The organism is Brevundimonas sp. GW821-FHT12E07 (assembly GCF_058807035.1).
Genome location: NZ_JBXAQH010000003.1, coordinates 337848 through 361760, shown reverse-complemented (window position 1 = coordinate 361760; position 23913 = coordinate 337848). Strand labels below are relative to the sequence as shown.

The window sequence follows — 23913 nt, the reverse complement described above, 5'->3', positions numbered from 1 at the left end:
AACACCTGTCACGACATGATCTAAAAACCTTCATTTCCGGCAAAGCTGGCGTTAAATCCTCGGCCCTACACGCCCCTTCGGACAAGGGGAGTTTTGTATGGCCCGAATCGGGGATTTCATCAGCAAGGTGGCGGCCGTGTCGCCGGACACGCCGGGCGCGCAGATCTTCGACCGGTTCCAGTCCGAGCCCAATACGCTGGTCATCGCCGTGGTCGATGTCGATGATCGCCCCGTCGGCCTGATCGAGCGCAACGCCTTCACCCTGAGGATGGCCGCCGAGTTCGGCCGCGCCCTCTACGCCCGCCGTCCGGCTTCCAGCCTGATGAACGAACGGCCCCGCATCCTCGACGCCCAGGCCGACGCCGCCATCCTGTTCCAGAGCCTCGACGCCTCGGATCTGGGCGGGCTGCTGAACGGCTTCATCGTCACCTCGGGCGGCCGATACGTCGGGGTCGGCGCCGGCGTCCATGTGCTGCAGGCGGGCGCCGTCATCCACCGCAAGCGCGCCGAGGAAATGAGCACCCTCGTCCGTGATCTGGGCCGCGCCGAGCAGGAAGCACGCGCCTCCAGCCGCGCCAAGTCCGAGTTCCTCGCGGTGATGAGCCATGAGATCCGCACGCCCCTGAACGGGGTGCTCGGCGTCGCCGCCCTGATGGAGCGGGAGCTGACCCAGGCAAAGATGCGCCCCTATGTCCGCACCATCCTCGATTCCGGCCAGAGCCTGTTGCGCCTGTTGACCGATGCGCTGGACATGTCGCGCGCCGACGCCGGGCTGATGAGCTTCGAGACCGCGCCCGTGCATCTGGATCGGCTGGGTGAGGACCTCCTCGCCCTGTGGAGCCCGCGCGCCGAGGAGAAAGGTCTCTCCCTGTCCGTGGTCTGCGACACCGCCGCCGGCGACTGGATCGTCGGCGACGAGATGCGGCTGAAGCAGCTGTTCAACAACCTGATCGGCAACGCCCTGAAGTTCACCCAGGCCGGCGAGGTCGAGGTGCGCATCGAGAGCGCGGCGCGCGGCGGCGACCTGATCATCACCGGCATGGTCGATGACAGTGGCCCGGGCGTGTCCGAGGCGGCCGCCGCGACCATCTTCGACCCCTTCAACACCGGTCAGGCGGGGCGCGAAGGCGCCGGCGCCGGACTGGGTCTGGCCATCTGCCGCCAGATCGTCGAGCGGCTGGGCGGCGCCATCGCCGTCGAGCGCTCGCCGCAGGGCGGGGCCCGGTTCCGCTTCACCGTCGCCTTGCCCGAGGCCGGTCCGGACGTGCGAGACGCGCGCGAGAAGATCGCCGAGCCGACGCCGCATGAGACGATCCACGTCCTGATCGTCGACGACAACGCGACCAACCGCTTCGTGGCGTCGAAGATGCTGGAGCTGTTCGGCTGCACCACCGCCACGGCCGAGAACGGGCGCGAGGCAGTCGATCGGGTTCAGGCCGAGCGCTTCGATCTGGTCCTGATGGACATCAAGATGCCGGTCATGGACGGGGTCGAGGCGACCCGGGCGATCCGCGACCTGACGGGCACCGAGGCCTGTATCCCGATCCTGGCCCTGACCGCCAATGCCGATCCCAAGGACGAGCGCCTCTATCTGGCGGCCGGGATGAATGGCGTGGCCCAGAAGCCGATCCAGGCCGACGCTCTTCTGAACGCCATACGGCTGGCGCTTTCGGGCGAGGGCAATCAGGCTGAAATACAGGTTGAAGCCGCCTGAGCCATTGGCTGCGCAACCGCGACCGAAGTCGGGTATTGTAACGCTCGATGTTCCAGACCCCGCCTCCGCCTCCCGAACCCGTTCAGCTTCCGGAGGTGGTGGTCACCGCCGCCCGCCTGCCGCCCGCCGCGGGCGAGGCCGCCTTCTCGGTGATCCGGCTGGATCAGACAACACTGGACCGATCGACGCGTCTGGACGAGGCCCTGGCGACGGTCCCGGCCGTCTCCCTGTTCCGCCGCACCTCCAGCCTCGGGGCCAATCCGACGACCCAGGGCATCAGCCTTCGCGCCATCGCCCCGTCGGGCGCCGGGCGGACCCTGGTGACCTTGGACGGCGTGCCGCTGAACGATCCCTTCGGCGGCTGGGTGATCTGGTCGCAGGTCGCGCCGGAGAGCCTTGAGAGCCTCGATATCGTGCGTGGCGCAGGGGCGGGTCCCTATGGCGCCGGCGCCTTGACCGGGGTCATCGCGCTCAGGGAACGCGACGGCGAGGGCGGGATGCTGGACGCTTCGGTCGGAGAGGACGGTGGCCGTCGACTGGCGGCGGCGACCACCCTGAAGAGCGGAAGAGTCGCGATCACCGGTTCGGTCCTGCTGGATCATTCCGACGGCTATGTCCCCGTGCGCGGCGCGGCGGCGGGCGCGGCCGATACTCCACTGGACCTGGATACCAAGAGCGCGGCCCTACGCGCCGACGTCGGCCTCGACGACCTGACCGCCCTTTCCTTACGCGCCTCCGCCTATGACGAGGATCGCGGATCCGGCCTTCTGAACACCCGTTCCTCCGCCAGCGGTCAGGGATATTCGGCGACTCTCAGTCGTACGCCATCGAAAGGCGCCCTCGGCTGGCGGGCCCAGGTCTGGCGGCGCGAGAGCGATTTCTCGAACTCCTCCGCCTCGGTCGCGGCGGACCGGTCGACCACCACTCCCGCCAATGACCAGTACGCGACGCCCGCCACGGGCTGGGGCGCCAATCTGGCCCTGCGACAGAGCGCGATCGGTCTGTTTGGCGGGTGGCTGGAGTGGGAGCTTGGCGCCGACGCCCGCTATGCCGAGGGCGAGACTCAGGAGCGGTTCAGTTGGTCCGCCCCGCTCAACCGTTTCACCCGCGACCGCTATGCTGGCGGCGAGACCTCGGTCGTCGGCGGCTATGCCGAGGGCTCCTGGACGGGCGGGGCCTGGCTGGTCGCGGGGGGCCTGCGCCTCGATCAATGGAAGAACGCCGACGGCCATCGGCTGGAGCTGGACCGGGCCACCGGCGCCGCCCTGCTGGACGAGACCTATGCCGACCGCTCGGGAGAGGTCACCTCGGCGCGGCTGGCCGTCCGCCGTGACCTCGGCTCCGGCTGGGCCGCCCGCGCCGCCGCCTATTCCGGCTTCCGGCCCGCGACGATCAATGAGCTGCACCGCCCGTTCCGCGTCGGCAACGACATCACCGAATCCAATCCCGACCTCGAACCCGAGCGGCTGCAGGGCTTCGAGACCGGCCTGTCGTGGGATCACGAGACCACGACCTTCGGCGCCACCCTGTTCTGGAACCGGATCGAGGACGCCATCGTCAATGTGACCATCGGGACCGGCCCCGGCGTCATCGCCGCCCTGCCCCGTGGCGGCTTCGTGCCCGCTGGCGGCGTCCTGCGCCAGCGCCAGAACGCGGGGACCATCGAGGCGACCGGGATCGAGCTGAACGCAGAACGGCGCCTCGACCGGATCACCCTGACCGCCGCCGTTAGCTGGACCGATGCGGAGATGGACGGTGGGACTTCGGCGCCCCAGCTGACCGGCCTCCGGCCCGCCCAGGCGCCGGAGTGGAGCGCGACCGCCGGGATCGACTGGCGCGCGACCGACCGTCTGACCCTGTCCAGCCGCGCCCGCTACGAGAGCGCCCGCTTCGACGACGATCTGAACAGCCGCACGCTCGATGCCGCCCTGACGCTCGACGCCCGGGCCGACTACGCCCTGCGCGACGGCGTCACCCTCTACGCCGTCGCCGACAATCTGTTCGATGAGACTGTCGAAGTCTCCCAGACCGCCGACGGCGTCGCCGGCTATGGCCCGCCGCGCACGATCCGCGCGGGCATCAGCCTGAACTGGTAAGGAAAAGCGCCGCGGGAGATCGGTTTCGCATCCGCATCTATTGCAAATCGTTCGCAAGATATGGCACAGCCACGGCGTGACCGAAGCCGCCGCAAACCCGCGTTCCAAAACGCCTGACAAGACCGCCGACACCGCCCGCGCCAAGCCGCCGGCGATCAACAAGGCGCGCGCCTTCTGGCTGAAGCAGCTGCACACCTGGCACTGGATCTCGGCGGGTCTGGCCCTGGCCGGGATGATCCTGTTCGCCGTGACCGGTATCACCCTGAACCATGCGGCCCAGATCAAGGCCACCCCCGTCGTCGCCGATCAGACCGGAACCCTGCCCTCTCCGCTGCTGGCCCGTCTGGCCGAGATGCCGGAGGAGACCGCCGCCCCCGTCCCGCCCGCCGTCGCGCGCTGGGCCGCCCAGACCTTCAAGGCCAATATCGGCGGCAAGCCGACCGAGACCACCGCCGACGAGGTCTATGTGGCCTTGGCCATGCCCGGCGGCGACGGATGGCTGACCATCGACCGTGCAACGGGGGAGGCCCAGTATGAAGTCACCTCCCAGGGCTGGGTCGCCTACATCAACGATCTGCACAAGGGCCGGAACACCGGACCGATCTGGTACTGGTTCATCGACGTCTTCGCCGCCGCCTGCATCATCTTCGCGGTGACCGGCCTGACCCTTCTCTGGCTGCATTCGCGCAGCCGTCCCATGACCTGGCCTCTTGTAGGTCTGGGTCTGCTGATCCCCGTCATCATCGCCCTGATCTTCGTCCACTGATCCTCCCCGATCCCTTTTCACTGACCGAGTAGAACCGATGCGCCTCCTGCCCGCCGCCGCCCTCGCCGTCACCGCGGCCTCCGCCGTCGCCGCCCCGGCCATGGCCGCCGACCTGACCGTGACGATCGAGATCCCCCGCCTGCCGGTCGCCGCCTACCACCGCCCCTATGTCGCCGTCTGGATCGAGAACCCCGCCGACCAGAGCACCGTGCGCACCTTGGCCGTCTGGTACGAGCAGGTGAAGCCGGACAATGAAGGCCAGAACTGGCTGAAGGACCTGCGCACCTGGTGGCGCAAGGGCGGCCGCGCCATGCGCATGCCGGCCGACGGCGTCTCCGGCGCCACCCGCGCGCCCGGCCGTCAGACCATCACCATCCCCGCCGCCCGCCTCGCCGGTGTCGCCGCCGGCCAGTACAACCTCGTGGTCGAAGCCGCCCGCGAACAGGGCGGCCGTGAGGTCGTCCGCGTGCCCTTCCGCTGGGGCGCCGCGAACACCGGCCGCGTCGCCGGAACCTCCGAACTGGGCGCCGTCTCCGTCGCCGTCAGCCGCTGAAAGGAATCCCGGACATGAACCGCTTTAAAGCCGGCGCCGCCGTCGTCGCCCTGATCGCCGCCCTCGCCGCGCCGCTGTCGGCCCAGGCTCACCGCGCCTGGATCCTGCCCTCGACCACCAGCCTGTCGGGCACCGACGGCTGGGTCGGCTTTGACGCCGGTATCTCGAACGGTGTGTTCGACGCCGACCACGCCGCCATGCGTCTGGACAATCTGCGCGCCACCGCGCCGGACGGCTCCAACGTGCCGCTGGAGCACACGATGCAGGGCCAGTGGCGCTCGACCTTCGACGTCCACCTGACCCAGGCCGGCACCTATCGTGTCGGCAGCGTGTCCCAGACCGCCAACGCCACCTGGAACCTCAATGGCGCGCCCGGCCGCTGGCGCGGTCCGGCGACTGAACTGGCCGCCAACATTCCGGCGGGCGCGACCGACGTCGTCTCGGCGATCAACTCCAACCGTCTGGAGACTTTCGTCACCCTGGGCGAGCCGACCACCACCGTCTTCCAGCCGACCGGTCAGGGCATCGAGATGGTCCCGACCACCCACCCGTCGGAACTGGCCGTGGGCGAGGCCGCGACCTTCCAGCTGCTCAAGGACGGTGCCCCGCTGGCCGGCGCCGACGTGACGATCGCGCGCGGCGGGCTGAAGTATCGCGACGCCCCGGAAGAGATCGCGGTCAAGACCGGCCCCGACGGCAAGTTCTCGGTCACCTGGCCCGAGGCCGGCATGTACTGGATCAACACCGTCAACCGCCCCGGCGGCGCGCCCCAGCGTGAAGGCGGCGAAGGCCCCCGCCCCGAAGGCCCGCGTGCTGAAGGCCCTCGTCCCGAAGGCGCCCCGGCCGGTGGTCCCGGCGGCGGTCGCGGCATGGCCGGCCCGCCGACGCCCTCGGCCGCCTATACCGCCGTCGTGGAAGTCTTCCCCTGACCTTCAAGGGGTCAAAAGCCGCGCCGCCGCCGGTCCTCATCGGCGGCGGTTCGCCGTCTGAGGAGGACGGTGCGGACAACCGCGTCCTGATCCCGCCGATGAGCGCCCCGCCGTCGCGCCCGCCCAGCGACACCGTCTGGACGCTCGGCGGCGACACCATGGGCACGACCTGGTCGGCCCGAATCGTGGCTCCTCCCGGCGTGGACAAGGAGGCGCTGGACGCCGCCATCCGGCAGGAGCTGGACGCCGTCATCGCCGTCTTCAGCCCGTGGGAGCCGACCAGCGAGATCAGCCGCTTCAACGGCGCCCCTGCCGGAACCTGGGCCCTCTCCCAGCCTTTCTGGAGCCTGCTCGACGCAGCGCTGGACATCGCCGACGACACCAATGGCGCGGTCGATCCGACACTCGGGGCCCTCGTCGATCTTTGGGGTTTCGGCCCGCCGGGGCCGCGGCCGACCGACGCTCCCCTGCCCTCCGATGAAGAGATCGACGCGGCCCAGGCGCTGGGCGGCTGGCAGTCGCTGCGCCTCAACCGCGACGCTCGCGCGGCCGTTCAGGCCGGCGGGATGAAGCTCGATTTCTCCGGCATCGCCAAGGGTCACGCCGTGGACCGGGTCTCCGAACGCCTGACCGCCATGGGCGCCACCTCCCACCTGATCGAGATCGGCGGCGAGCTGCGCGGCGCGGGGGTCAAGCCCGACGGCCAGCCCTGGTGGGTCGAGATCGAACAGCCGCCGGGCAGCCCGGCGCCTCGCACCCTGATCGCCCTGGTCGACATCGCCCTGGCGACCTCGGGCGACTACCGCAAAGCCTTCACCCACGAAGACCGCCGCTATTCCCATACCGTCGACGGCCGCACCGGTCGCCCGATCGACAACGGTCTGGCCTCGGTGACCGTGGTCCATCCTTCCGCGATGAAGGCCGACGCCTTCGCCACGGCCCTGACCGTCATGGGTCCCTATGACGGTCCCGAGTTCGCCGAGGCCTATGGCTTGGCCGCCCATTTCGTCGAACGGACTCCGCGTGGACCGATCGAGCGGATGACCCCGCTCTATGCCGCCATGCTTGAAGACGAGCCGAAGGAAGCCTGACGTGACGACCGATCCCGTCCACTGGATCGCGGCCGGCGTCGCCGTCGTTCTCTGGCTGATCGTCTGCGTGGCGGTCGCCATCGCCAACGCCAGGGCGCGCCGCGCCGACCGCGCCCGCACCGAGGCCTTCGGCGGCGGCGGTTCCGACGCCACCCTGATCGCCTACGCCAGCCAGACGGGCTTCGCCGAGGAGCTGGCCCTGATGACCGCCCGCGCCCTGACTGAAGCGGGTCAGGCCGCGCGCGTCGTCTCCTTCGCCGACCTCGAACTCGACATGTTGACGGCGGCAAAGCGCGCCTTGTTCGTCGTCGCCACCACCGGCGAAGGCGACGCCCCCGACAGCGCGGGCCGCGTCCTGCGCCGCATCCTCGACCGCGACGCCGCCTTGCCCGACCTGACCTACGGAATGCTGGCGCTCGGGGACCGGAGCTACAAGGACTACTGCGGCTTCGCCCATGTCGTGGACGGCTGGTTGAAGCGGTCGGGCGCCGCGCCCCTGTTCGATCTGGTCGAGGTCGATGACGCCGATCCCGAGGCCATCCGTCACTGGCAGCACCAGCTGAACGCCGTCACCGGCTCCAACGCCGAACCCGACTGGACCCCGCCGTCCTACGATCGCTGGAAGCTGGTCGAGCGGCGCCTGCTCAACCCCGGCAGCCCCGGCGGCGAGGCCTTCCACCTGGCCTTCGAACCGATCGACCACACGCCCGACTGGTTGGCCGGCGACATCGTCGAGATCGGCGTCCCCGCCCCGGACGGCGATCGTCCGGCGGCGCGCGAATATTCCATCGCCTCCCTGCCCGCCGACGGCCGGCTGGAGCTGCTGGTGCGGCTGATGCGTCATCCCGACGGGACGCCGGGTCTGGCCTCGGGCTGGCTGACGGGGCAGGCGAACCTCGGCGACGAAGTGGCCATGCGGGTGCGGGTGAACCGCAGCTTCCACGGCCCGGCCGCCGGAACCCCGATGATCCTGATCGGCAACGGCACGGGTCTGGCCGGCCTGCGCGGGCACCTCAAGGCCCGGACTTCTGGCGAGGCCTGGCTGATGTTCGGCGAGCGCACCGCCGCCCACGACGCCTTCCACGATGCCGAGCTCAAGGCCTGGCTGGCCTCGGGCGTCCTGACCCGTCTGGACCGCACCTTCTCGCGCGACGCCGGCGACGGCCGCTATGTCCAGGCCGTCATCGCCGAAGGGGCCGACGAACTCCGCCGCTGGGTCGACCGGGGCGCGGCCCTTTACGTCTGCGGCTCTCTGGAAGGCATGGCCTCCGGCGTCCATACGGCGCTGGAGGAGGCGTTAGGGGCCGATCAGGTGATCGCGCTGTCCGAGGCCGGACGGTACCGACGGGACGTGTATTAGGCCCAGGCCTAGACCTCGGCCCAGCGCCTCAGCAGGTTGTGGTAGACGCCGGTCAGTTCGATGACCGCCTGATCCTGCGGTCCCTTGTCGATATTCACGCGCTGGGTGGCGACGTCGAGCTGGAACAGGGTCTCGCGAGCGGCGTCGTCGCGAACCAGGCTCTGCAGCCACATGAAGCTGGACACCCGGGCGCCGCGCGTCACCGGGGTGACCCGGTGCAGGCTCTTGGACGGATAGAGGACCAGATCCCCGGCCGGCAGCTTGACCGACTGGGAGCCATAGTTCTCCTCGATCATCAGCTCGCCCCCGTCATAGTCCTCGGGCTCGGACAGGAAGAGGGTCGCCGACAGGTCGCTGCGGATGCGCACGCCCGAACGGCCCTGCTGGCGGATGGCGTTGTCGACATGGACGCCGAAGGCCTGGCCGCCCTCATAGCGGTTGAACAGGGGCGGATAGAGGGTGTGCGGCAGGGCGGCCGAGACGAACATCGGATTGGCTTCCAGCGCCTGTCGGACGATCAACCCGACCTCGATGGCGACTTCCGACGTCTCGGGCAGCTGCATGTTGCGCTTGGCCAAGGCCGACTGGTGGCCCGAGGTGGCGTTGCCGTCGCTCCACGGGCCCGCGTCGAGCCGCTGGCGCAGCACGGCGACCTCGTCCTTGGTGAAGACCTCGGGGATATGGAGCAGCATGAGGACTATCTCTTAAAGGCCGAAGGGCCCCGCTGCATAGCTGCAACGGGGCCCCAAGGATTTGATCCGGATCGTCCCTTAGAAGCGGACGTTCAGGGCCAAGGTGGCCGAACGGCCCGGCGCCGGGTCGGCGTGGTGCACGCCGTTGGTGCGCAGGATGTACTCCTCGTCCGTCGCGTTCTGCACGTTCAGCTGCAGGGTGGCGCGGTCGGTCAGGTCGTAGGAGGCGAAGGCGTCAACGCGGGTGTATTCCGGCGCATAGACGCCGTTGGTTCCGCCACCGGCGCCGCCCTGGTTGCCGCCGAAGCTCTTCGAGACGTAGTAGACGCCGCCGCCGACAGCCAGCTTGGGGATCACCCGGTACGTCGTGAACAGGCTGAACGAATGCTCGGGCGTATTGGCTAGGGGATCGCCCTCGTTCAGGTTCCCCGTGGCGGCCCGAACCAGTTCGGAATGCTGGTAGGTATAGCCGCCGAAGGCCTGCCACTGCGGGGTGATGTTGCCCGAGATGCCGAGCTCGATGCCCTGGACCTCGACCTCGCCGACCTGTTCGTACTTGGGCGGCACCTGGCTGCTGTCCGTCAGGACCTGGGCGTTCTTGCGCGAGGTATGGAAGGCCGAGGCGCTGAGTTGCAGCTGTTCGCGGAACAGGCTGGCCTTGGCGCCGACCTCGTAGCTGGTCGACTCTTCCGGATCCAGCAGGTCGTTGGCCGCGCTGCCCGTGCCATTGCCGCTGCCGCCATTCTGGTCGCCGCCCGAGATCGTTGGGGGCGTCGAGGAGGTCGAATACGAGGCATAGACGCTGGTGTGCCGGGTCGGTTTGTAGGTGACGCCGACCTGGTAGTTGACGAAGCTCCAGTCGCCGGCGACCTCGGTGTAGATCGGGGCGGCGAGCGTGCCCGAGGCGTTGCGGCCCGAGGCGCGGTAGTCGTCGTAGCGCAGGCCGAGGTTCAGCAGCCACTGATCGCCGATCGCGATCGAGTCGAAGGCGTAGACGCCGGTCGTCTCGTTGGTGGTTTCGCTGACCAGACCCTTCACGATGGTCCCGGTCCAGGGATCGCTCGGGTTCGGATCATACAGCGGGGTGCAGTCGAAGCCGGTCAGCGGCGCCGGGCAGGTCGAGCCGCCGGTCGTGGTGACGGTGTAGGACGCGTTCTTGTTCGTCTCGCTGGACAGCTCCAGGCCGAAGTCGACGCTGTGCTTGATCGAGCCGGTGTTGAAGGTCCCGAACACCTCGGTGACGTTGGCCAGGGTCGTCGCCGGGTTCCAGCGCGACTTGGTCCCGCGCTTCATCCAGTAGACACCGTTGATCAGAGCCACGCCGTTGTTGGTGATGTTGCCGCCGTCGCCGGGGTTGGTCACGACATAGTCGTTCAGCGTCTCGGAGTAGCGGGTGACGTTGCGAAGCGTGAAGTTCGGCGTCAGCTGGCGCCGGAAATCGAGCGTGCCGGTGTTGACCGTATTGTTCAGATAGTCGCGCGAGTGGATACCGTAGAAGCTGTCGTACGGCACATCCATGATGCCGCTGGCCGTCGTGCGGATACCGGTCTTGGTATAGAGCGGGATGCCGTAGTCGGGCATCTGGTTGGCGTCGAGGTGATAGACGCTCAGGGTCGCGCTGGTCGGGGTGTCCAGACCGATGGCGACCGAGGCGGCCAGGCCGAACTTGTCGTAGTCGACCGAGTTGCGGTTGGCGACGTCCGCGGAAGCGCTGAGCACATTCAGTCGAACCGCAGCCGATTCACCGATCTGGCGGTTGAAGTCGAGCGTCCCGCGCCAGTAGCTGTCGGTGCCGCCGCCCAAGGAGACGTTGGTGAAGTCGACCAGCTTGGGCGACTTGGAGCCCAGATTGATCGAGCCGCCACCCGAGCCGCGACCGGCGTAGGCGGAGTCCGGTCCCTTCACGACATCGACCTGTTCGAGGTTGAAGACCTCGCGTTGCTGGCCGCCCGAGTCGCGGATGCCGTCGACGAAGATGTTGTTGCCCGACGACTGGCCGCGGATGAACGGACGGTCGGCCAGCGGCTGGCCGCCCTCACCGGCGCCCATGGTGATGCCGGGCGAGGTGCGCAGCAGGTCCTGCAGCGAGGTGGCGCCGATCTGTTCGATGACCTGTTGCGGGATGACCGTCACGCTGCGCGGCGTATCGACCAGCGGAGCGACGAACTTGGTCGATTCCGGCTGGCGGCGAATGCGCTGGCCGTTGACGTCGACGTCGCCGACCGAGGTCGACTGCTGATCGGCGGGACCGGTGACCGGAGCGGTCGACATCGGGCCCTCCTCCGCGGCGAAGGCGGGCGCGGCGCAGAGCATGCCGGCGGCGCTGGAGGCGAACAGAAGGGCGCGAAGCGTCGAGGCGCGGTTATCGGTCATCGGGGGAGGAGATCCGGCTGGAGTGAACGTGATTTTGCGATGCGGTCGCATTGCGATGAGCTCGCAATATCAAGTTCCGGCCAAGGTTCAACCTCAATTGCGAATAAATCGCATTTATGCGGGAACAAATGTGTCGGAGGTGAAACAGGTCACCCCCGACACTTTCGTAGAAGGAGAAGAAAGCCCCTAGGGCTGGCCTCTCGCGGACAGACTGTCCGCTGCGCGGATCATCTGCACGAACTCGGCGCGATCGCCGTAGGGATCGTCGCCGCGCGCGCCCTGGGCCTGTTCGAGGATCGAGGCCCAGTCGTAGTTGGCCGCCATCCACGGATCGCCGCGCAGGCGCTGGCCGAAGGCGGCGACGGCCAAGGCCCAGCGGGTCGCCTCGGGCGGCTGGGCCGAAACCCTGCCCCCGCCGGCGTTGGACACCACATGCTGGATCAGCCGCGAGGTCGGCTGGCCCGGCAGCTTGTAGCGGACCTGGACGAACCCGACCTCCCCGTCCGGATCGCCGGCGCCCCACTGAAGGGCCGGCGCAGGACGGTTCCCGTCATAGCGGCGCTCGGGGATCTGCGAGGGACCGCCGACAGGGGTGATCTCATACAGGGCCGTGACCGAGGCGCCCGACCCGACCTCGCCCGCATCGATGCGGTCGTTGTTGAAGTCCTCCTCGTTCAGAAGCCGGGTCTCATAGCCGATCAGCCGGTACTCCGAGACGCGTCCGGGATTGAACTCGACCTGGATCTTCACGTCGTCGGCGATGGGGAAGGCGCCCTTGTCGAACTGCGGCCCGAACAGGCGACGCGCCTCGTTCAGGTCGTCGACATAGGCGGCGGTCCCGTTGCCGGCCTGGGCGATGGCCTGCATCCGGGCGTCCTGGTAGTTGCCGCGCCCGAAGCCGTAGACCGACAGATAGATGCCGGTCGCCCGCTTGTCGGCGACATAGTCTTCCAGCCGCTTGTTGTCGGTGACCCCGACGTTGAAGTCGCCGTCGGTGAACATCAGGATGCGGTTGACCTTGTCGGCGCCGAAAGCCGCCTGGGCCTGGTCATAGGCATTGGCCAGCCCTTGCGCCCCGGCCGTGCCGCCACCGCTGGACAGGGAGGCGACGGCGCAGCGCAGCTTCAGCTTCTCGGCGCCCGAGGTCGGCCCCACCGCCGTGCCGACGGCCGAGGCGTAATAGGTCACCGCCACCCGATCCTCGGGCCGAAGCCGGTCGATGATCAGGTTCATCGCCTGCTGGGCCAGGCCCAGCTTGTCGGGCGAACTCATCGAGCCCGAGACATCGACCATGAAGGTCAGGTTCAACGGCCGACGCTCACCGGCCGGTAGCTCATAGCCCTGCAGGCCGATATGGACGATCTGACGCCCCGGCGACCAGGGCGAGGCCGCGACCGCGGTGGTCACGGCGAAGGGCTCGGCGCGATTGGTCGGACGGGCGTAGCCGTAGTCGAAATAGTTGATCATCTCCTCGACCCGCACAGCGTCGCGCGGCGGCTGCCGACCGTCGGCGATGAAGCGCCGGACGTTGGAATAGGCGGCGGTGTCGACGTCGATGGAGAAGGTCGAGACCGGCTCGTCGGCGACCCGATGAACAGGATTGGGCGTGGCGTCCGGATAGTGTTCGGTGTCCGCCGGGACGACGGGAACCGCCTGCGGTCCGCCGTAGCCCATGCGGGCGCCCGACACGACGAGGCCCTGCAGCCTGTTGGCGTCCATGGTCGCCTGGGCGCTGCGTCCATCGATGGCGACGACATTGCCCGAGGCGTCGGTGGTGATCACCGGCGGCGGCGCAGGCGGAGGCGGCGCAGGCGGAGGCGGCGGTCCGGGAACGATCACCGGCGGGCCCTGATACTCGACCCGATCCTCCTTCTTCGTCGGTTCGATCGGCAGGGTGATCGGGGGCGGCGCCGCATGAGCGATAACGGGGCGCGACGGAGGCGGATACTGCGGGCCCCGGATGAGGTGGAAGCCGAGCGGAGCGCAGGCGGCAGGCGTCGCCTCTCCATCCTCGACGGCGACACGCGCGGGCGCGGGTGCGGACATCGCCCCTCCCCCCACCGGCGCGGCGAGCGACAGGCCGACAACGGCGGCCACCCCCTGTTTGAGCACAGTCGAGATCATGGCGTCCTCCTCCGGTTATATCGTTGGTTGCATGAGACCGACTGGCGTTCGGCGAAACTGTGACCGGGACGCGGACCAAAAAAGGCGCGGATCGACTGTGTCCTGATGGCAATCCTGCGCCCCAGCCCCCACTATGGAGCTTCACGAGGCAGGGCAGACGATATGGCGGATCCGACGGGCGGCGGAATGGGACTGGGTCATGCGGTGGCCCTGCTGGCCGCCGCCGTGGTCGCCGTGCCCCTGTTCAAGCGGTTCGGCCTGGGCGCGGTGCTGGGCTACCTCGCCGCCGGCCTCGTCATCGGCCCGTTCGGCTTCCGGCTGATCGAGGACGCCGAGGCGGTGCTGCACGTCGCCGAACTGGGTGTCGTGATGTTCCTGTTCATTATCGGGCTGGAGATGCGGCCGGCCCGGCTGTGGAGCCTGAGGAAGGAAATCTTCGGTCTGGGCTCCCTTCAGGTTCTGACCTGCGCCGCCCTTCTGACCGGCGCCGCCCTTCTGGCCGGTCTGGCCGTTCCCGCCGCCATTATCGCCGGCGCCGGCTTCGCCCTGTCCTCCACCGCCATCGTCATGCAGCTGCTGGAAGAGCGGAACGAGCAGTCGGACGCGCCCGGGCAACGGGTAGTCTCCATCCTGCTGTTCGAGGACCTGTCCATCGTCCCCCTGCTGGCTCTGGTCGCGGTCTTCGGCGGCATGTTCGGCACCGCAATCGAGAACTCCCAGCCGATCTGGCTGACCATCGGCTTCGCCATCGCCGCCGTCGCCGCCGTCTATGTGATCGGGCGCTGGCTGCTCAATCCGGCTTTCCGCCTTCTGGCCCGCTACGGCGGCCGCGAGGTGATGACGGCGGGCGCGCTTCTGGTCGTCCTGGGCGCCGCCTGGGCCATGGACCTGGGCGGGCTGTCGATGGCCATGGGCGCCTTCCTCGCCGGGGTCCTGCTGTCGGAATCGACCTTCCGCCATCAGCTGGAAGCCGACGTCGAACCCTTCCGCGGCATCCTTCTGGGCCTGTTCTTCCTGAGCGTCGGCATGTCGCTGGACCTCGGGGTCGTGGTCCGCGACTGGCCGGTCATCCTCGGCGGGGTCGCGGCCTTCATGTTCGCCAAGATGGCGGGGGTCTATGTGATCGCCCGCATCCGCTCAGGCCATGGAGAGGCCCTCAAGCGCGCGGCCCTGATGGGCGAGGGCGGGGAGTTCGCCTTCGTCCTTTATGGCGCGGCGCTGGCCGCCGGTCTGTTCGACGCCCGCACCGCCGCCATCCTGTCCGCCGTCGTCATCCTGTCCATGGCCCTGACCCCGGTGCGCATGCTGCTCGCCGACCGGTTCAAGCCGAAGGACGTCGTGTCGCTGGACGGCATCGACAAGGCCGAGGGTCTGCGCGAGCGGGTCCTGATCATCGGCTTCGGCCGCTTCGCACAGGTCGTGGCCCAGCCGCTTCTGGCCCGCGACGTGGACGTCTCCATCGTCGATGTCGACGTCGAGATGATCCAGGCCGCCGGGAATTTCGGCTTCAAGGTCTATTACGGCGACGGCGCCCGGCTGGACGTGCTGAGGGCCTCGGGCGCCGGATCGGCCGAGACCATCCTGGTCTGCGTCGACAAGCCCGAGACGGCCGACCGCATCGTCGAACTGGTCAAGGCCGAGTTCCCCCTGACCAAGCTGTTCGTGCGCGCCTATGATCGCGGCCATTCGATCCGCCTGATCAAGGCGGGGGTCGAGTTCCACATCCGCGAGACCTTCGAATCCGCCCTGGCCTTCGGCGAACATGTGCTCAAGGATCTCGGCTTCTCGGAGGACGAGGCTCGCGAGACCATCGAGGACGTCCGCCGCCGCGACGAGGAACGGCTGACGCTGCAGGTCGCGGGCGGGCTCACCGCCGGCCGGTCCCTGTGGCGCAACAATACGACGACCCCGCAGCCGGCGCCCTACGTCAAGCCGCGGCGCGAGGGTCAGGCGCTCAACGAACAGGCCGCCGAGGTCCTGGACGACGAGCACGAAGAGGGCCGCGAACGGGTTTAATCCGGGCGATCCCTCATGATGCGTCATCGACACAGTGGATTCGGGTTCTTCGAGAACGGATGAAATTCCGGGAACGACGGGCGCGTTCCCGGATTTTTCCTTCAGCTGAGGGAACCAAATCATGCCGACCGCCAAGTCCAAGCCGCCCGCCACGCCCAATCTGCGCCTCGTCGAAGCCGAAAGCGCCATCTACGAGATGATGCGAACGCCCGAGACCACCGCCGAACGGGTCAAGCGCCTCCAGACCGAGGCCCGCGCCCTGGCCGTGGAACAGGTCGAGGCGTTCGAGAAGATCCTGATCCAGGCGGCCGAAATGGCCAAGGAGATCGCGGATGGCGGCGACGCCTATCCGGTCGGCGCGCGCGAGATCGCCTCGCGCCTGCACAGCGATCTTCCGGTCAAGGCCGAGACGATCCGCACCATCGTCGCCCGCACCCTCTAGGGGCGGGTCACCCTGCCCTGGCAGGCCGTTCGCGCAGGCGATTGGCCAGTCGGAACAGCAGGACAGCGAAGACGATCAGAACGATCGGCACGATGATCGGCGCCAGGAAGGCGACCAGCACCATACAGAAGCTCAGCACGTCCTCGATGAAGGACAGCACGGGGTTGCCCAGCCCGCCCGTCGTCGCCGTCGAGGTCAGCCGGGTTCCACCCTGCACCGCATTGAAGGCGAAGGCCGTCGGCGCCCCGACGATGATCCCGGCCACCGCCGCCGTCGTCGGATCCAGTCCCGCAAAGACGCTGGCCGCGGCTATGGCGCCGGCGACCGGGCGGACGAAGGCGCCCATGACGGTCAGGGCGTGGTCGACGACCGGAATCTTGTCGCCCGCGAACTCCGCCGCCGCCGCGACACCCAGGGCGACGATGGCCGGGACCGACCCCACCCAGGTGAGATGCTCGTTCAGGGTGATCCCGAACAGACCGAACCGCGCTGCAAGGGCCAGCATCAGCAGCGGCAGAAAGGTACGCAGGCCGGTCGCCGAGGCGAGACCCAGCCCCAGCAGGACCGGCAGCACCCAGGTCTGCAGGACGCCCGCCGCCGGGCCGAAGGTGGCGGGATCAAGATGCGGCATGGTCAGGCCAGGACGTCGTCATAATCCGGATGGCGTTTGAACCAGATCACCGCATAGCTGCAGCGGGGCGCCAGGCGGATGCCCTCGGCGCGGGCGTGATCCGCCAAACTTTGCATGAACTGTCCCGCCGCGCCGGAGCCGCGCAGCTCGGGCTCGGCCTCGACGTGCAGGATGGCGCGCCGGTCGCTTTGGATCGAATAGTCCGCCCAGACGACGCGCAGGGCGCCGTCGGGATCGGTGAAGCCCTGCTCGAAGCGGTGCTCGGCGGGCACGTCGCGAAAATCGGTCATGGAGGCGCTTCCCGGCGTTGTGCTTTGTTCGGCAACCGACAGGACGCGCGGGTGTTCCGGCGCCGCGCCCGATCTTTTGCGATTGATGCGCGCCTGCAACGGCGCTGGCAACAGCGCTGGAAAGACCCGTCAGGGCGCCGGGTTCAGAGGATCGGGCTCAGGGCGCCTTGTCGGACAGCAGATTAATCAGGCCGAGGACGGCCTTCACCGTGAACCAGACGTGCAGGACGAACAGCAGCAGCAGCGCCAGGAGCAGGAAAGGAATTCCGATCAGGATCGTCGACAGCAGAGCACTGATCGCCACCACGATCCACAGACCGAGGGTCCACCAGAAGACCGACCAGAACAGGACGATCTGGGCCTCGATATGCTGGCGCGCGAGACCTGTGGCGGTCCCACGCCCGGCATAGGCGACGATCAGGCCGACGATGACCAGCAGGTTCGCGCTGGGGATCGACAGGATATAGAGGGCCCAGGCGATGATCGCCGCAGGCTTGCCCTCCGACTCATGGCCGCTGTCCAGACGGGGTTGGGCGTCGGTCATGCTGTAGCGCTCCTTCGGTTCAGATCATCCAGGTGCGTGGGTTCGCGACCGGCTTGCCCGCCGCCAGGGTCATGATCCCCCAGGCGCCGCGCACGATCACCCACATCGCCATGGCAACGAGTACGAACACCCCAAGGTTCACGGCGATCAGCACGACGCCGACGGCGGCGGCGATGGCGGCGATCCACAGGGTGCGGGTCTGGAACTCGAAATGGCTGCGCGCCAGGGGCTGTTCCGGCCGGGGGCGCATCCAGACCATCAGCAGGCCGATCACCGCCGCCACCCCGAAGGTCGGCACCGCGAACAGGATCAGGGCGTAGATCGTATAGAGGCCTGTGGCGCCCTCGAGCGGCTCGCCTCCGGCGCCCCCGCTCCCGTTTGCGCGTCCGAACGTCGGCGCGGGCGCGGAACCACGCGCCGGCGACGGGCGGCTGAACACCGGGCTCAGCGCAGCCGGGGCGACCGTCTCGGCCGCCAGCGGCGTATCGACCGACCAGGACGAGGTGGGCTCCAGAATGGTGTCGTGAACCCGGGGCTCGGCCTTCGGCGTCGTGAAGTCCGGGGCCAGGATCAGGGATTCCGGATCCGGAATCGGGCTGACCTCCGGCTCCGGCGAGGCCGCTTCCGGTTCGATCACGGGCTCCGGCTCCGGTTCTGGCGTCGGGCGCTCGGCGCCCGCCAGAGAGGCGGGGCTCGTGAAGCCGATCAGGTCGTCGTGGGCGTGCGGGTCCTCTTCCGGCTCGGGTGCGGGGCGGACCGGCGCGGCCCAGGTGGGACGCTGGGTCGAGACCGGTGCGGGCGCGGGCGCGTCGCGGAACAGGTCGGCGTCTTCGGGCCCTTGCGGCGCGCCGTCCTGGGGCGAATGCGGATCGCCGGGTTCGGCCATCGAAAATCTCCGTTCGGGCGTCGGCGCCAATGGGTCCGGCGGAGCCGGTCCTCATCGGCGGGACAATGGCGCTCGCCGAGCTTCAGCGCAACCGCTTCAAGGGGTTGGCCCCCTCAGCGGACCCAGGTCAGTTCGCAGCCGGGGGCGACAGCGCCCTGCAGGGCGCCGGGCTTCTCGACACGCACCGTGGCCCGTCGCACCCGCGCATCCTGCAGACAGGCCAGGGCCAGGCGCTCGGCGAAACTCTCGACCAGGCCGATGTGACCCTCGGCAGCGATGTCGCGCGCCGACTGGGCGATGGTCTCGTAGTTGATGGTGTCCGACAGCCGTTCGACCGCATGCGGCCCCATGTCCAGGGTCACGTCGATGATCAGGGTCTGCAGACGCCCCTGTTCGTGGTCATAGACGCCGATCCCCGCCTCGATGGTCAGGCCGCGCACGAAGACGGTCAGGCCTTCACGCCGGAGGGTGTCGGTGGAGGGGAAGGCGGCGACGCCGGACAGCTCTGCACTCATTGGGGATACTCGGACTCGAGGATGTCGGGGGTCTGCCAGGCCAGGTGCTGGCCGCCGTCGACGGCGATCATCTGGCCGGTGACCATATCGGCCTCGACAAGCCAGACGACGGCGGCGGCGACGGCTTCCGGGCTGCCCGGCTTCTGCAACAGGGTGCCCGCGGCCTCGGCGGCGAAGTCGGCTTCGGACTGATGGATCGAAGGCAGGGTCGGGCCGGGGCCGACGCCGTTGACGCGGACGCGCGGGGCCAGGGCCTGGGCCAGGGTGCGCGTCGCCCACCAGAGGCCGTTCCTCGACAGGGCGTAGGAGAAGAAGCGGGGATCGGGCTTGAGCACCCGCTGGTCCAGCAGATTGACGATGACCGCGCCGTCCGGCGCCTGTTCAGCGAAGGCTTCGGCCAAGACCACGGGCGCGCGCAAATTGGTGTCGAGGTGTTTGTCCCAGGTCTCGCGCGACAGACCGCCCACCGCATCGTTCTCGAACACCGAGGCGTTGTTGACCAGGACGGACAGGGGGCCGAGCGCGGCTGTGGCGGCGGGGATCAGGCCCCGGACCTGATCCTCGTCGGTCAGGTCGGCCTCAAGGATGACGGCGCGACGGCCGAGGGCGCGCACCGATTCGGCGACCGCCTCGGCCTCTTCGGGATCGCTGCGATAGTGGACGGCGAGGTCGTGGCCTGCCTTGGCCAGCGCCAGACAGATGGCCCGGCCGATGCGCTTGCCGCCACCCGTGACGAGGGCGGCGCGGGCCTTAGTCAACCCGACCGAACTCGATGAAGTTGATGACGCCCAGCAGGACGACGAAGCCGAGAATAATGCCGAGAGCCAGCATGGAAATGCTCCTGTTCAGATCGGGTGATACCGGGCCAGGGGCATGGGTTCAAGCCGTCGTGGCCCGCTGGGATTGAGGCGACGGCCGTGCCATGGTCGCCCGATGTCCAGAAAGCCGTGGCGCGCCGTCGTCGAGCCCTTCACCCGACCCCTGTTCTTCGCGATCTCGCGCCTGACGCGCGGCATGACCCTGGGGGTGCGCGGGGTCGCCGTCGACGGCGAGGGACGGGTCCTGCTGGTCAAGCACACCTATGTCATGGGCTGGTGGCTGCCCGGCGGCGGAGTCGACCGGGGCGAGACCACGCAACAGGCCATCGTGCGTGAGATGCGCGAGGAGGCCGGGCTGATCGCCACCGCCCCGCCGCGCCTCGTATCGATCCATTCCAATGAGCGCTATTTCCGCGGCGATCATGTCCTGGTCTTCGCCATCGACGCCTTCACCATGGAAGGCCGCACCAGCCACGGCGAGATCGCCGAGATCGGCTGGTTCGCCCCCGACGCCCTGCCCGAAGACGCCCACCGTTCGACCCGGGCGCGGCTGGCGGAGATTTTCGGCGGCGCGCCGACACCGGAAAGCTGGTGACGGACTCCGGCGGGATCCGGCGTTGAAGGTCTGAAGCCCTTGGAGACGCCGATGCCGATGCTCGACCGCCGCCGCCTGATGGTCCTTTCCATGTCCGGAGCCGTCCTGGCCGTGGCCACGCCCGGCCTCGCTCGACAGGCCGCCCCGACGGCGAACGCCTACGGGTCCGATCCGCTTCAGAGCTACGACCTCTACCCCGGGCCGGACACGGGACCCATCCTGCTGTTCGTCCACGGCGGCGGCTGGAAGCGGGGCGAGAATTCCATGGTCAGCGCCCTGCCCGACTATGCCCGGCGTCACGGCCTGACCCTGGCCTCGACCGGCTACCGGCTCGTCCCGGACGTCGGCGCCCGCGAGGAGGCGCAGGATGTGGCCGCGGCCATCGCCGACCTGCACCGCCGTCTGCCCGGCCGGCCGATCTTCCTGCTGGGCCATTCGGCAGGCGCCCATCTGGCGGCGCTGGTGGGTGTCGATCCCGTCTATCTCGGTGCGCAAGGCCTGAAGCCAGCCGATCTGGGTGGCGTGATCCTGCTGGACGGCGCCGGATATGACGCCACCGGCCCGCGCGGACGCGGCATCGTCGGGCGGGCCCTGGACCAGATGTACGACAACGCCTTCGGCCCTGAAGGCGGGGCCGCTCGCGCCGAGCTGTCGCCGACCTTACGCGTGCGGGCCGGTCAGGCGTACCCGCCCTTCCTGATCTTCCATGTCGCCAGCCGCGCCGACTCGGCTGCCCAGAGCCAGGCCCTCGCCGCCGCCCTGACCCGGGCCGGAGGCCGGGCCGAGGTCGTGGCGGCTCCCGGCGAGACCCATATGACCATCAACCGCAGCTTCGGCGTCGAGAACGATCCCGAGGGCGAACGTGGCGCCCGCTTCATCGCCGATCATTCCTGACGCGCCCCCTGCCGGTTCGCGAAACGGCGTGTTAGCTCAGCAGGATGAGCTTCAACTCCGCCATGATCCTGCTGGCCATCGTGATCGCCGGTGGCGCGACCGCCCTGCAGGCGCCGACCAACGCCCGGCTGGCGGTGGCCCTGGCCTCGCCGGTCAATGCGGCCTTCATGTCCTTCGCCATCGGGACGGTGGCGCTGGGCATTCTGGCGGCCGTGCTGCACACCAAGCCCGATCTGGCCGCGGCGAAGGCCTTGCCCGCCTGGGCGTGGATGGGCGGCCTGTACGGCTGCGTCTTCGTGATCACCGCCGCCTGGGGCGTGCCCCGTCTGGGCGCCGCCCTGACCATCACCCTGATGGTCGCCGGACAGCTGCTGCTCAGCCTCGTGCTCGACCATTTCGGCGCCCTGGGCGTGCCTCGCCATCCGATCGGCATCGGTCGTCTGGCGGGGGTGGCCCTGGTCTTCATCGGCGTCGTCATGGTGCGCCGGTTCTGAACCGAACCGGCCGCCGGGGTTTCAATACGACAGAAAATCAGGGAGCCCCGAAATGCCCAAGCTCAGCAAGATCGCCCCGTCCTTCTGGTTCGTGAAGGAGGCCGAGGAGGCCGCGAACCTCTATGTCTCCGCCTTCCCCGATTCCCGCATCGACCGGGTCTGGACGCTGGAAGTCGACACGCCCAGCGGGCCGCCCGGATCGGTCAAGGTGGTCGAGTTCACCCTCGCCGGCCAGTCGTTCACGGCCATGGACGCCGGCAAGCTTGACGACTTCAACCACGCCATCTCCTTCACCGTGAACTGTGAGGATCAGGCCGAGATCGACCACTACTGGGACGCGCTGCAGGCAGGCGGCGGCAAGCCCGAGCAGTGCGGCTGGCTGAGGGACCGGTTCGGCGTCTGCTGGCAGATCGTGCCGGTGGTCCTGAATGAACTGCAGTCCTCCAGCGACCGCGCCGCGGCGGGGCGGACGGCCGTGGCCATGCTGAAGATGGTCAAGCTCGATCAGGCCGCGCTTCAGGCCGCCTACGACGGCGCCTGATCAGACGTCGAACTTGACGCCCTGGGCCAAGGGCAGGTCGGCGGAGAAGTTCACCGTCTGGGTCTGGCGGCGCATATAGGCCTTCCAGGCGTCCGAGCCGCTCTCGCGTCCGCCGCCGGTCTCCTTCTCGCCGCCGAAGGCCCCGCCGATCTCGGCGCCCGACGGTCCGATATTGACGTTGGCGATGCCGCAGTCCGACCCCCAGGCCGAGAGGAAGGCCTCGGCCTCGCGCACGCTGTCGGTGAAGACGCAGGAGCTCAGGCCCTGCGGCACGGCGTTCTGAAGCTCCATCGCCTGATCGAAGTCGCTCCACGTCAGGACATAGAGGATGGGGGCGAAGGTCTCGTGCTCGACCACGGCCGTCTGGGCCGGCATGCGCACGATGGCGGGGGTGACATAGGTCGCCCCGGTTTCGATCCGCGTCCCGCCGACGAGGATTTCCCCGCCCTGCGCCACCGCGTCCGACAGGGCGGTCTCGAAGCCCTTCACCGCCGCCTCGTCGATCAGCGGACCGACGAGGACGCCGTCCTTGCGCGGGTCGCCGACCGGCAGGGTGGCGTAGGCCTTGACCAGACGCGCGGTCAGGGCCTCGGCGACGCTCTCATGCACAATCAGACGACGCAGACTGGTGCAGCGCTGGCCCGCCGTACCGACGGCCGAGAAGGCGATGGCGCGCACGGCCATTTCCAGATCGGCGCTGGGGGTGACGATCATGGCGTTGTTGCCGCCGAGCTCCAGCAGCGACCGACCGAGACGGCCCGCGACGGTCTGGGCCACGGCCTTGCCCATCCGCGTCGAACCCGTCGCCGAGACCAAGGGCACGCGTGGGTCGGCCGACAGGGCTTCGCCGATCTCGCGGCCGCCAATCAGGAGTTGGCTGAGGCCCTCAGGAGCGTCGCCGAAGCGGGCCACCGCGCGTTCGAACACCGCCTGCACGCCCAGCGCCGTCAGCGGCGTCTTCTCCGAGGGCTTCCAGATCACCGGATCGCCGCAGACGAGGGCGAGCGCCGCGTTCCAGGCCCAGACGGCGATGGGGAAGTTGAAGGCCGTGACCACGGCGACCGGCCCCAGCGGCTGCCAGGTTTCGCGCATGTGGTGGCCGGGACGTTCGCTGGGCAGGGTCAGGCCGTAGAGCTGGCGCGACAGACCGACGGCGAAGTCGCAGATGTCGATCATCTCCTGGGCCTCGCCCAGCCCCTCCGAAACGATCTTGCCGGCCTCAAGCGTGACCAGCATGGCCAGATCGGTCTTGGCGGCGCGCAGCTCCTCGCCCAGCAGCCGAACCAGTTCGCCCCGGCGCGGGGCGGGCACGCGACGCCAGGCCCTGAAGGCCTCGACCGAGCGGGCCACGGCCGCCTCGACCTGATCCGGCGTCGCCTGAACCAGGGCGCCGGCGCTGGAGCCGTCGATCGGCGAGCGGGTCGGCAGATCGCCATTCCACACGGCGTCTGAGACGCCGAGGCGGCTCAGGATGGCTTTGGCGTCTGCGGCGGCGGTCATGGGGCGTCTCCTTCGGGCCGATGCCCTTACCGCTCGCGGGCGAAAGGCG

Annotated in this window: 23 protein-coding genes; 13 read left to right on the top strand and 10 right to left on the bottom strand. The window is 69.1% G+C overall.

Annotated features, from left to right (window positions below):
• Nucleotides 1-97: 97 nt before the first annotated feature.
• From AC1ROD_RS13540 to AC1ROD_RS13510, 7 genes are all read left to right on the top strand, one after another.
• Nucleotides 98-1714 carry an ATP-binding protein gene (locus AC1ROD_RS13540; protein WP_492948789.1) on the top strand — a complete coding sequence of 539 codons (1617 nt, stop codon included), beginning with the start codon at nucleotides 98-100 and terminating at the stop codon, nucleotides 1712-1714.
• Between the two features lie 47 nt (nucleotides 1715-1761).
• Nucleotides 1762-3810, top strand: a complete 2049-nt coding sequence (locus AC1ROD_RS13535) for a TonB-dependent receptor (protein ID WP_492948788.1) — start codon at nucleotides 1762-1764, stop codon at nucleotides 3808-3810.
• 76 nt (nucleotides 3811-3886) lie between these two features.
• The gene (locus AC1ROD_RS13530; RefSeq protein ID WP_492948787.1) at nucleotides 3887-4576 is read left to right on the top strand and encodes a PepSY-associated TM helix domain-containing protein; all 690 of its coding nucleotides are present in this window, start codon (nucleotides 3887-3889) and stop codon (nucleotides 4574-4576) included.
• Nucleotides 4577-4613: 37 nt separating this feature from the next.
• Nucleotides 4614-5129 (top strand): DUF2271 domain-containing protein, encoded by a 516-nt coding sequence (locus tag AC1ROD_RS13525; RefSeq protein WP_492948786.1) that lies wholly within the window; start codon nucleotides 4614-4616, stop codon nucleotides 5127-5129.
• A 14-nt stretch (nucleotides 5130-5143) separates the two neighbouring features.
• Nucleotides 5144-6058, top strand: a complete 915-nt coding sequence (locus tag AC1ROD_RS13520) for a DUF4198 domain-containing protein (RefSeq protein ID WP_492948785.1) — start codon at nucleotides 5144-5146, stop codon at nucleotides 6056-6058.
• 98 nt (nucleotides 6059-6156) lie between these two features.
• Nucleotides 6157-7149: an FAD:protein FMN transferase gene (locus AC1ROD_RS13515; protein ID WP_492948784.1), complete on the top strand. Its 993-nt coding sequence runs from the start codon at nucleotides 6157-6159 to the stop codon at nucleotides 7147-7149.
• Nucleotide 7150: 1 nt separating this feature from the next.
• A complete protein-coding gene (locus tag AC1ROD_RS13510) occupies nucleotides 7151-8509 on the top strand; it encodes a sulfite reductase subunit alpha (RefSeq protein ID WP_492948783.1) in 1359 nt (452 codons plus the stop codon).
• Nucleotides 8510-8517: 8 nt separating this feature from the next.
• On the opposite strand, the gene AC1ROD_RS13505 is transcribed toward AC1ROD_RS13510, so the two are convergent.
• The 3 genes from AC1ROD_RS13505 to AC1ROD_RS13495 form a co-directional block, all read right to left on the bottom strand.
• Nucleotides 8518-9201 carry a Fe2+-dependent dioxygenase gene (locus AC1ROD_RS13505; RefSeq protein WP_492948782.1) on the bottom strand — a complete coding sequence of 228 codons (684 nt, stop codon included), beginning with the start codon at nucleotides 9199-9201 and terminating at the stop codon, nucleotides 8518-8520.
• Between the two features lie 78 nt (nucleotides 9202-9279).
• Nucleotides 9280-11574, bottom strand: coding sequence for a TonB-dependent receptor (locus tag AC1ROD_RS13500; RefSeq protein WP_492948781.1), 2295 nt, complete (start codon nucleotides 11572-11574; stop codon nucleotides 9280-9282).
• Between the two features lie 186 nt (nucleotides 11575-11760).
• Nucleotides 11761-13698, bottom strand: a complete 1938-nt coding sequence (locus AC1ROD_RS13495; protein WP_492948780.1) for a vWA domain-containing protein — start codon at nucleotides 13696-13698, stop codon at nucleotides 11761-11763.
• Between the two features lie 162 nt (nucleotides 13699-13860).
• Here AC1ROD_RS13495 and AC1ROD_RS13490 point away from each other — a divergent pair, with 162 nt between their 5' ends.
• Both AC1ROD_RS13490 and AC1ROD_RS13485 read left to right on the top strand, forming a co-directional pair.
• Entirely contained in the window at nucleotides 13861-15714 is a 1854-nt protein-coding gene (locus AC1ROD_RS13490; protein WP_492948779.1) for a monovalent cation:proton antiporter-2 (CPA2) family protein, read from the top strand.
• Between the two features lie 121 nt (nucleotides 15715-15835).
• Nucleotides 15836-16156, top strand: a complete 321-nt coding sequence (locus AC1ROD_RS13485) for a hypothetical protein (protein ID WP_492948778.1) — start codon at nucleotides 15836-15838, stop codon at nucleotides 16154-16156.
• 7 nt (nucleotides 16157-16163) lie between these two features.
• On the opposite strand, the gene AC1ROD_RS13480 is transcribed toward AC1ROD_RS13485, so the two are convergent.
• The 6 genes from AC1ROD_RS13480 to AC1ROD_RS13455 all read right to left on the bottom strand — a co-directional run bounded on the left by AC1ROD_RS13480 (nucleotide 16164) and on the right by AC1ROD_RS13455 (nucleotide 19780).
• A complete protein-coding gene (locus AC1ROD_RS13480; protein ID WP_492948777.1) occupies nucleotides 16164-16787 on the bottom strand; it encodes a DUF4126 domain-containing protein in 624 nt (207 codons plus the stop codon).
• Between the two features lie 2 nt (nucleotides 16788-16789).
• Nucleotides 16790-17077: a GNAT family N-acetyltransferase gene (locus AC1ROD_RS13475; protein WP_492948776.1), complete on the bottom strand. Its 288-nt coding sequence runs from the start codon at nucleotides 17075-17077 to the stop codon at nucleotides 16790-16792.
• A 157-nt stretch (nucleotides 17078-17234) separates the two neighbouring features.
• On the bottom strand, nucleotides 17235-17621 hold the full coding sequence (locus AC1ROD_RS13470; RefSeq protein WP_492948775.1) for a hypothetical protein: 387 nt from the start codon (nucleotides 17619-17621) through the stop codon (nucleotides 17235-17237).
• 19 nt (nucleotides 17622-17640) lie between these two features.
• Nucleotides 17641-18507: a DUF4870 family protein gene (locus AC1ROD_RS13465; protein WP_492948774.1), complete on the bottom strand. Its 867-nt coding sequence runs from the start codon at nucleotides 18505-18507 to the stop codon at nucleotides 17641-17643.
• 113 nt (nucleotides 18508-18620) lie between these two features.
• Nucleotides 18621-19022: a dihydroneopterin aldolase gene (gene folB, locus AC1ROD_RS13460; RefSeq protein ID WP_492948773.1), complete on the bottom strand. Its 402-nt coding sequence runs from the start codon at nucleotides 19020-19022 to the stop codon at nucleotides 18621-18623.
• A complete protein-coding gene (locus AC1ROD_RS13455; RefSeq protein ID WP_492948772.1) occupies nucleotides 19019-19780 on the bottom strand; it encodes an SDR family oxidoreductase in 762 nt (253 codons plus the stop codon). Before AC1ROD_RS13455 ends, folB begins: the two co-directional genes overlap by 4 nt.
• 175 nt (nucleotides 19781-19955) lie before the next feature.
• Here AC1ROD_RS13455 and AC1ROD_RS13450 point away from each other — a divergent pair, with 175 nt between their 5' ends.
• The 4 genes from AC1ROD_RS13450 to AC1ROD_RS13435 are packed head-to-tail and all read left to right on the top strand — an operon-like array spanning nucleotide 19956 to nucleotide 22364.
• Nucleotides 19956-20435 carry an NUDIX domain-containing protein gene (locus AC1ROD_RS13450; protein ID WP_492948771.1) on the top strand — a complete coding sequence of 160 codons (480 nt, stop codon included), beginning with the start codon at nucleotides 19956-19958 and terminating at the stop codon, nucleotides 20433-20435.
• Between the two features lie 51 nt (nucleotides 20436-20486).
• Complete coding sequence (locus AC1ROD_RS13445; protein WP_492948770.1) at nucleotides 20487-21329, top strand: alpha/beta hydrolase; 843 nt, start codon at nucleotides 20487-20489, stop codon at nucleotides 21327-21329.
• Between the two features lie 44 nt (nucleotides 21330-21373).
• Nucleotides 21374-21823, top strand: a complete 450-nt coding sequence (locus tag AC1ROD_RS13440; RefSeq protein ID WP_492948769.1) for a DMT family transporter — start codon at nucleotides 21374-21376, stop codon at nucleotides 21821-21823.
• Nucleotides 21824-21875: 52 nt separating this feature from the next.
• Nucleotides 21876-22364, top strand: a complete 489-nt coding sequence (locus tag AC1ROD_RS13435; RefSeq protein WP_492948768.1) for a VOC family protein — start codon at nucleotides 21876-21878, stop codon at nucleotides 22362-22364.
• Here the strand turns inward: AC1ROD_RS13435 and amaB are convergent, their stop codons facing one another.
• Nucleotides 22365-23864, bottom strand: coding sequence for an L-piperidine-6-carboxylate dehydrogenase (amaB, locus tag AC1ROD_RS13430; protein WP_492948767.1), 1500 nt, complete (start codon nucleotides 23862-23864; stop codon nucleotides 22365-22367). It abuts the gene before it with no gap.
• Nucleotides 23865-23913: the final 49 nt, after the last annotated feature.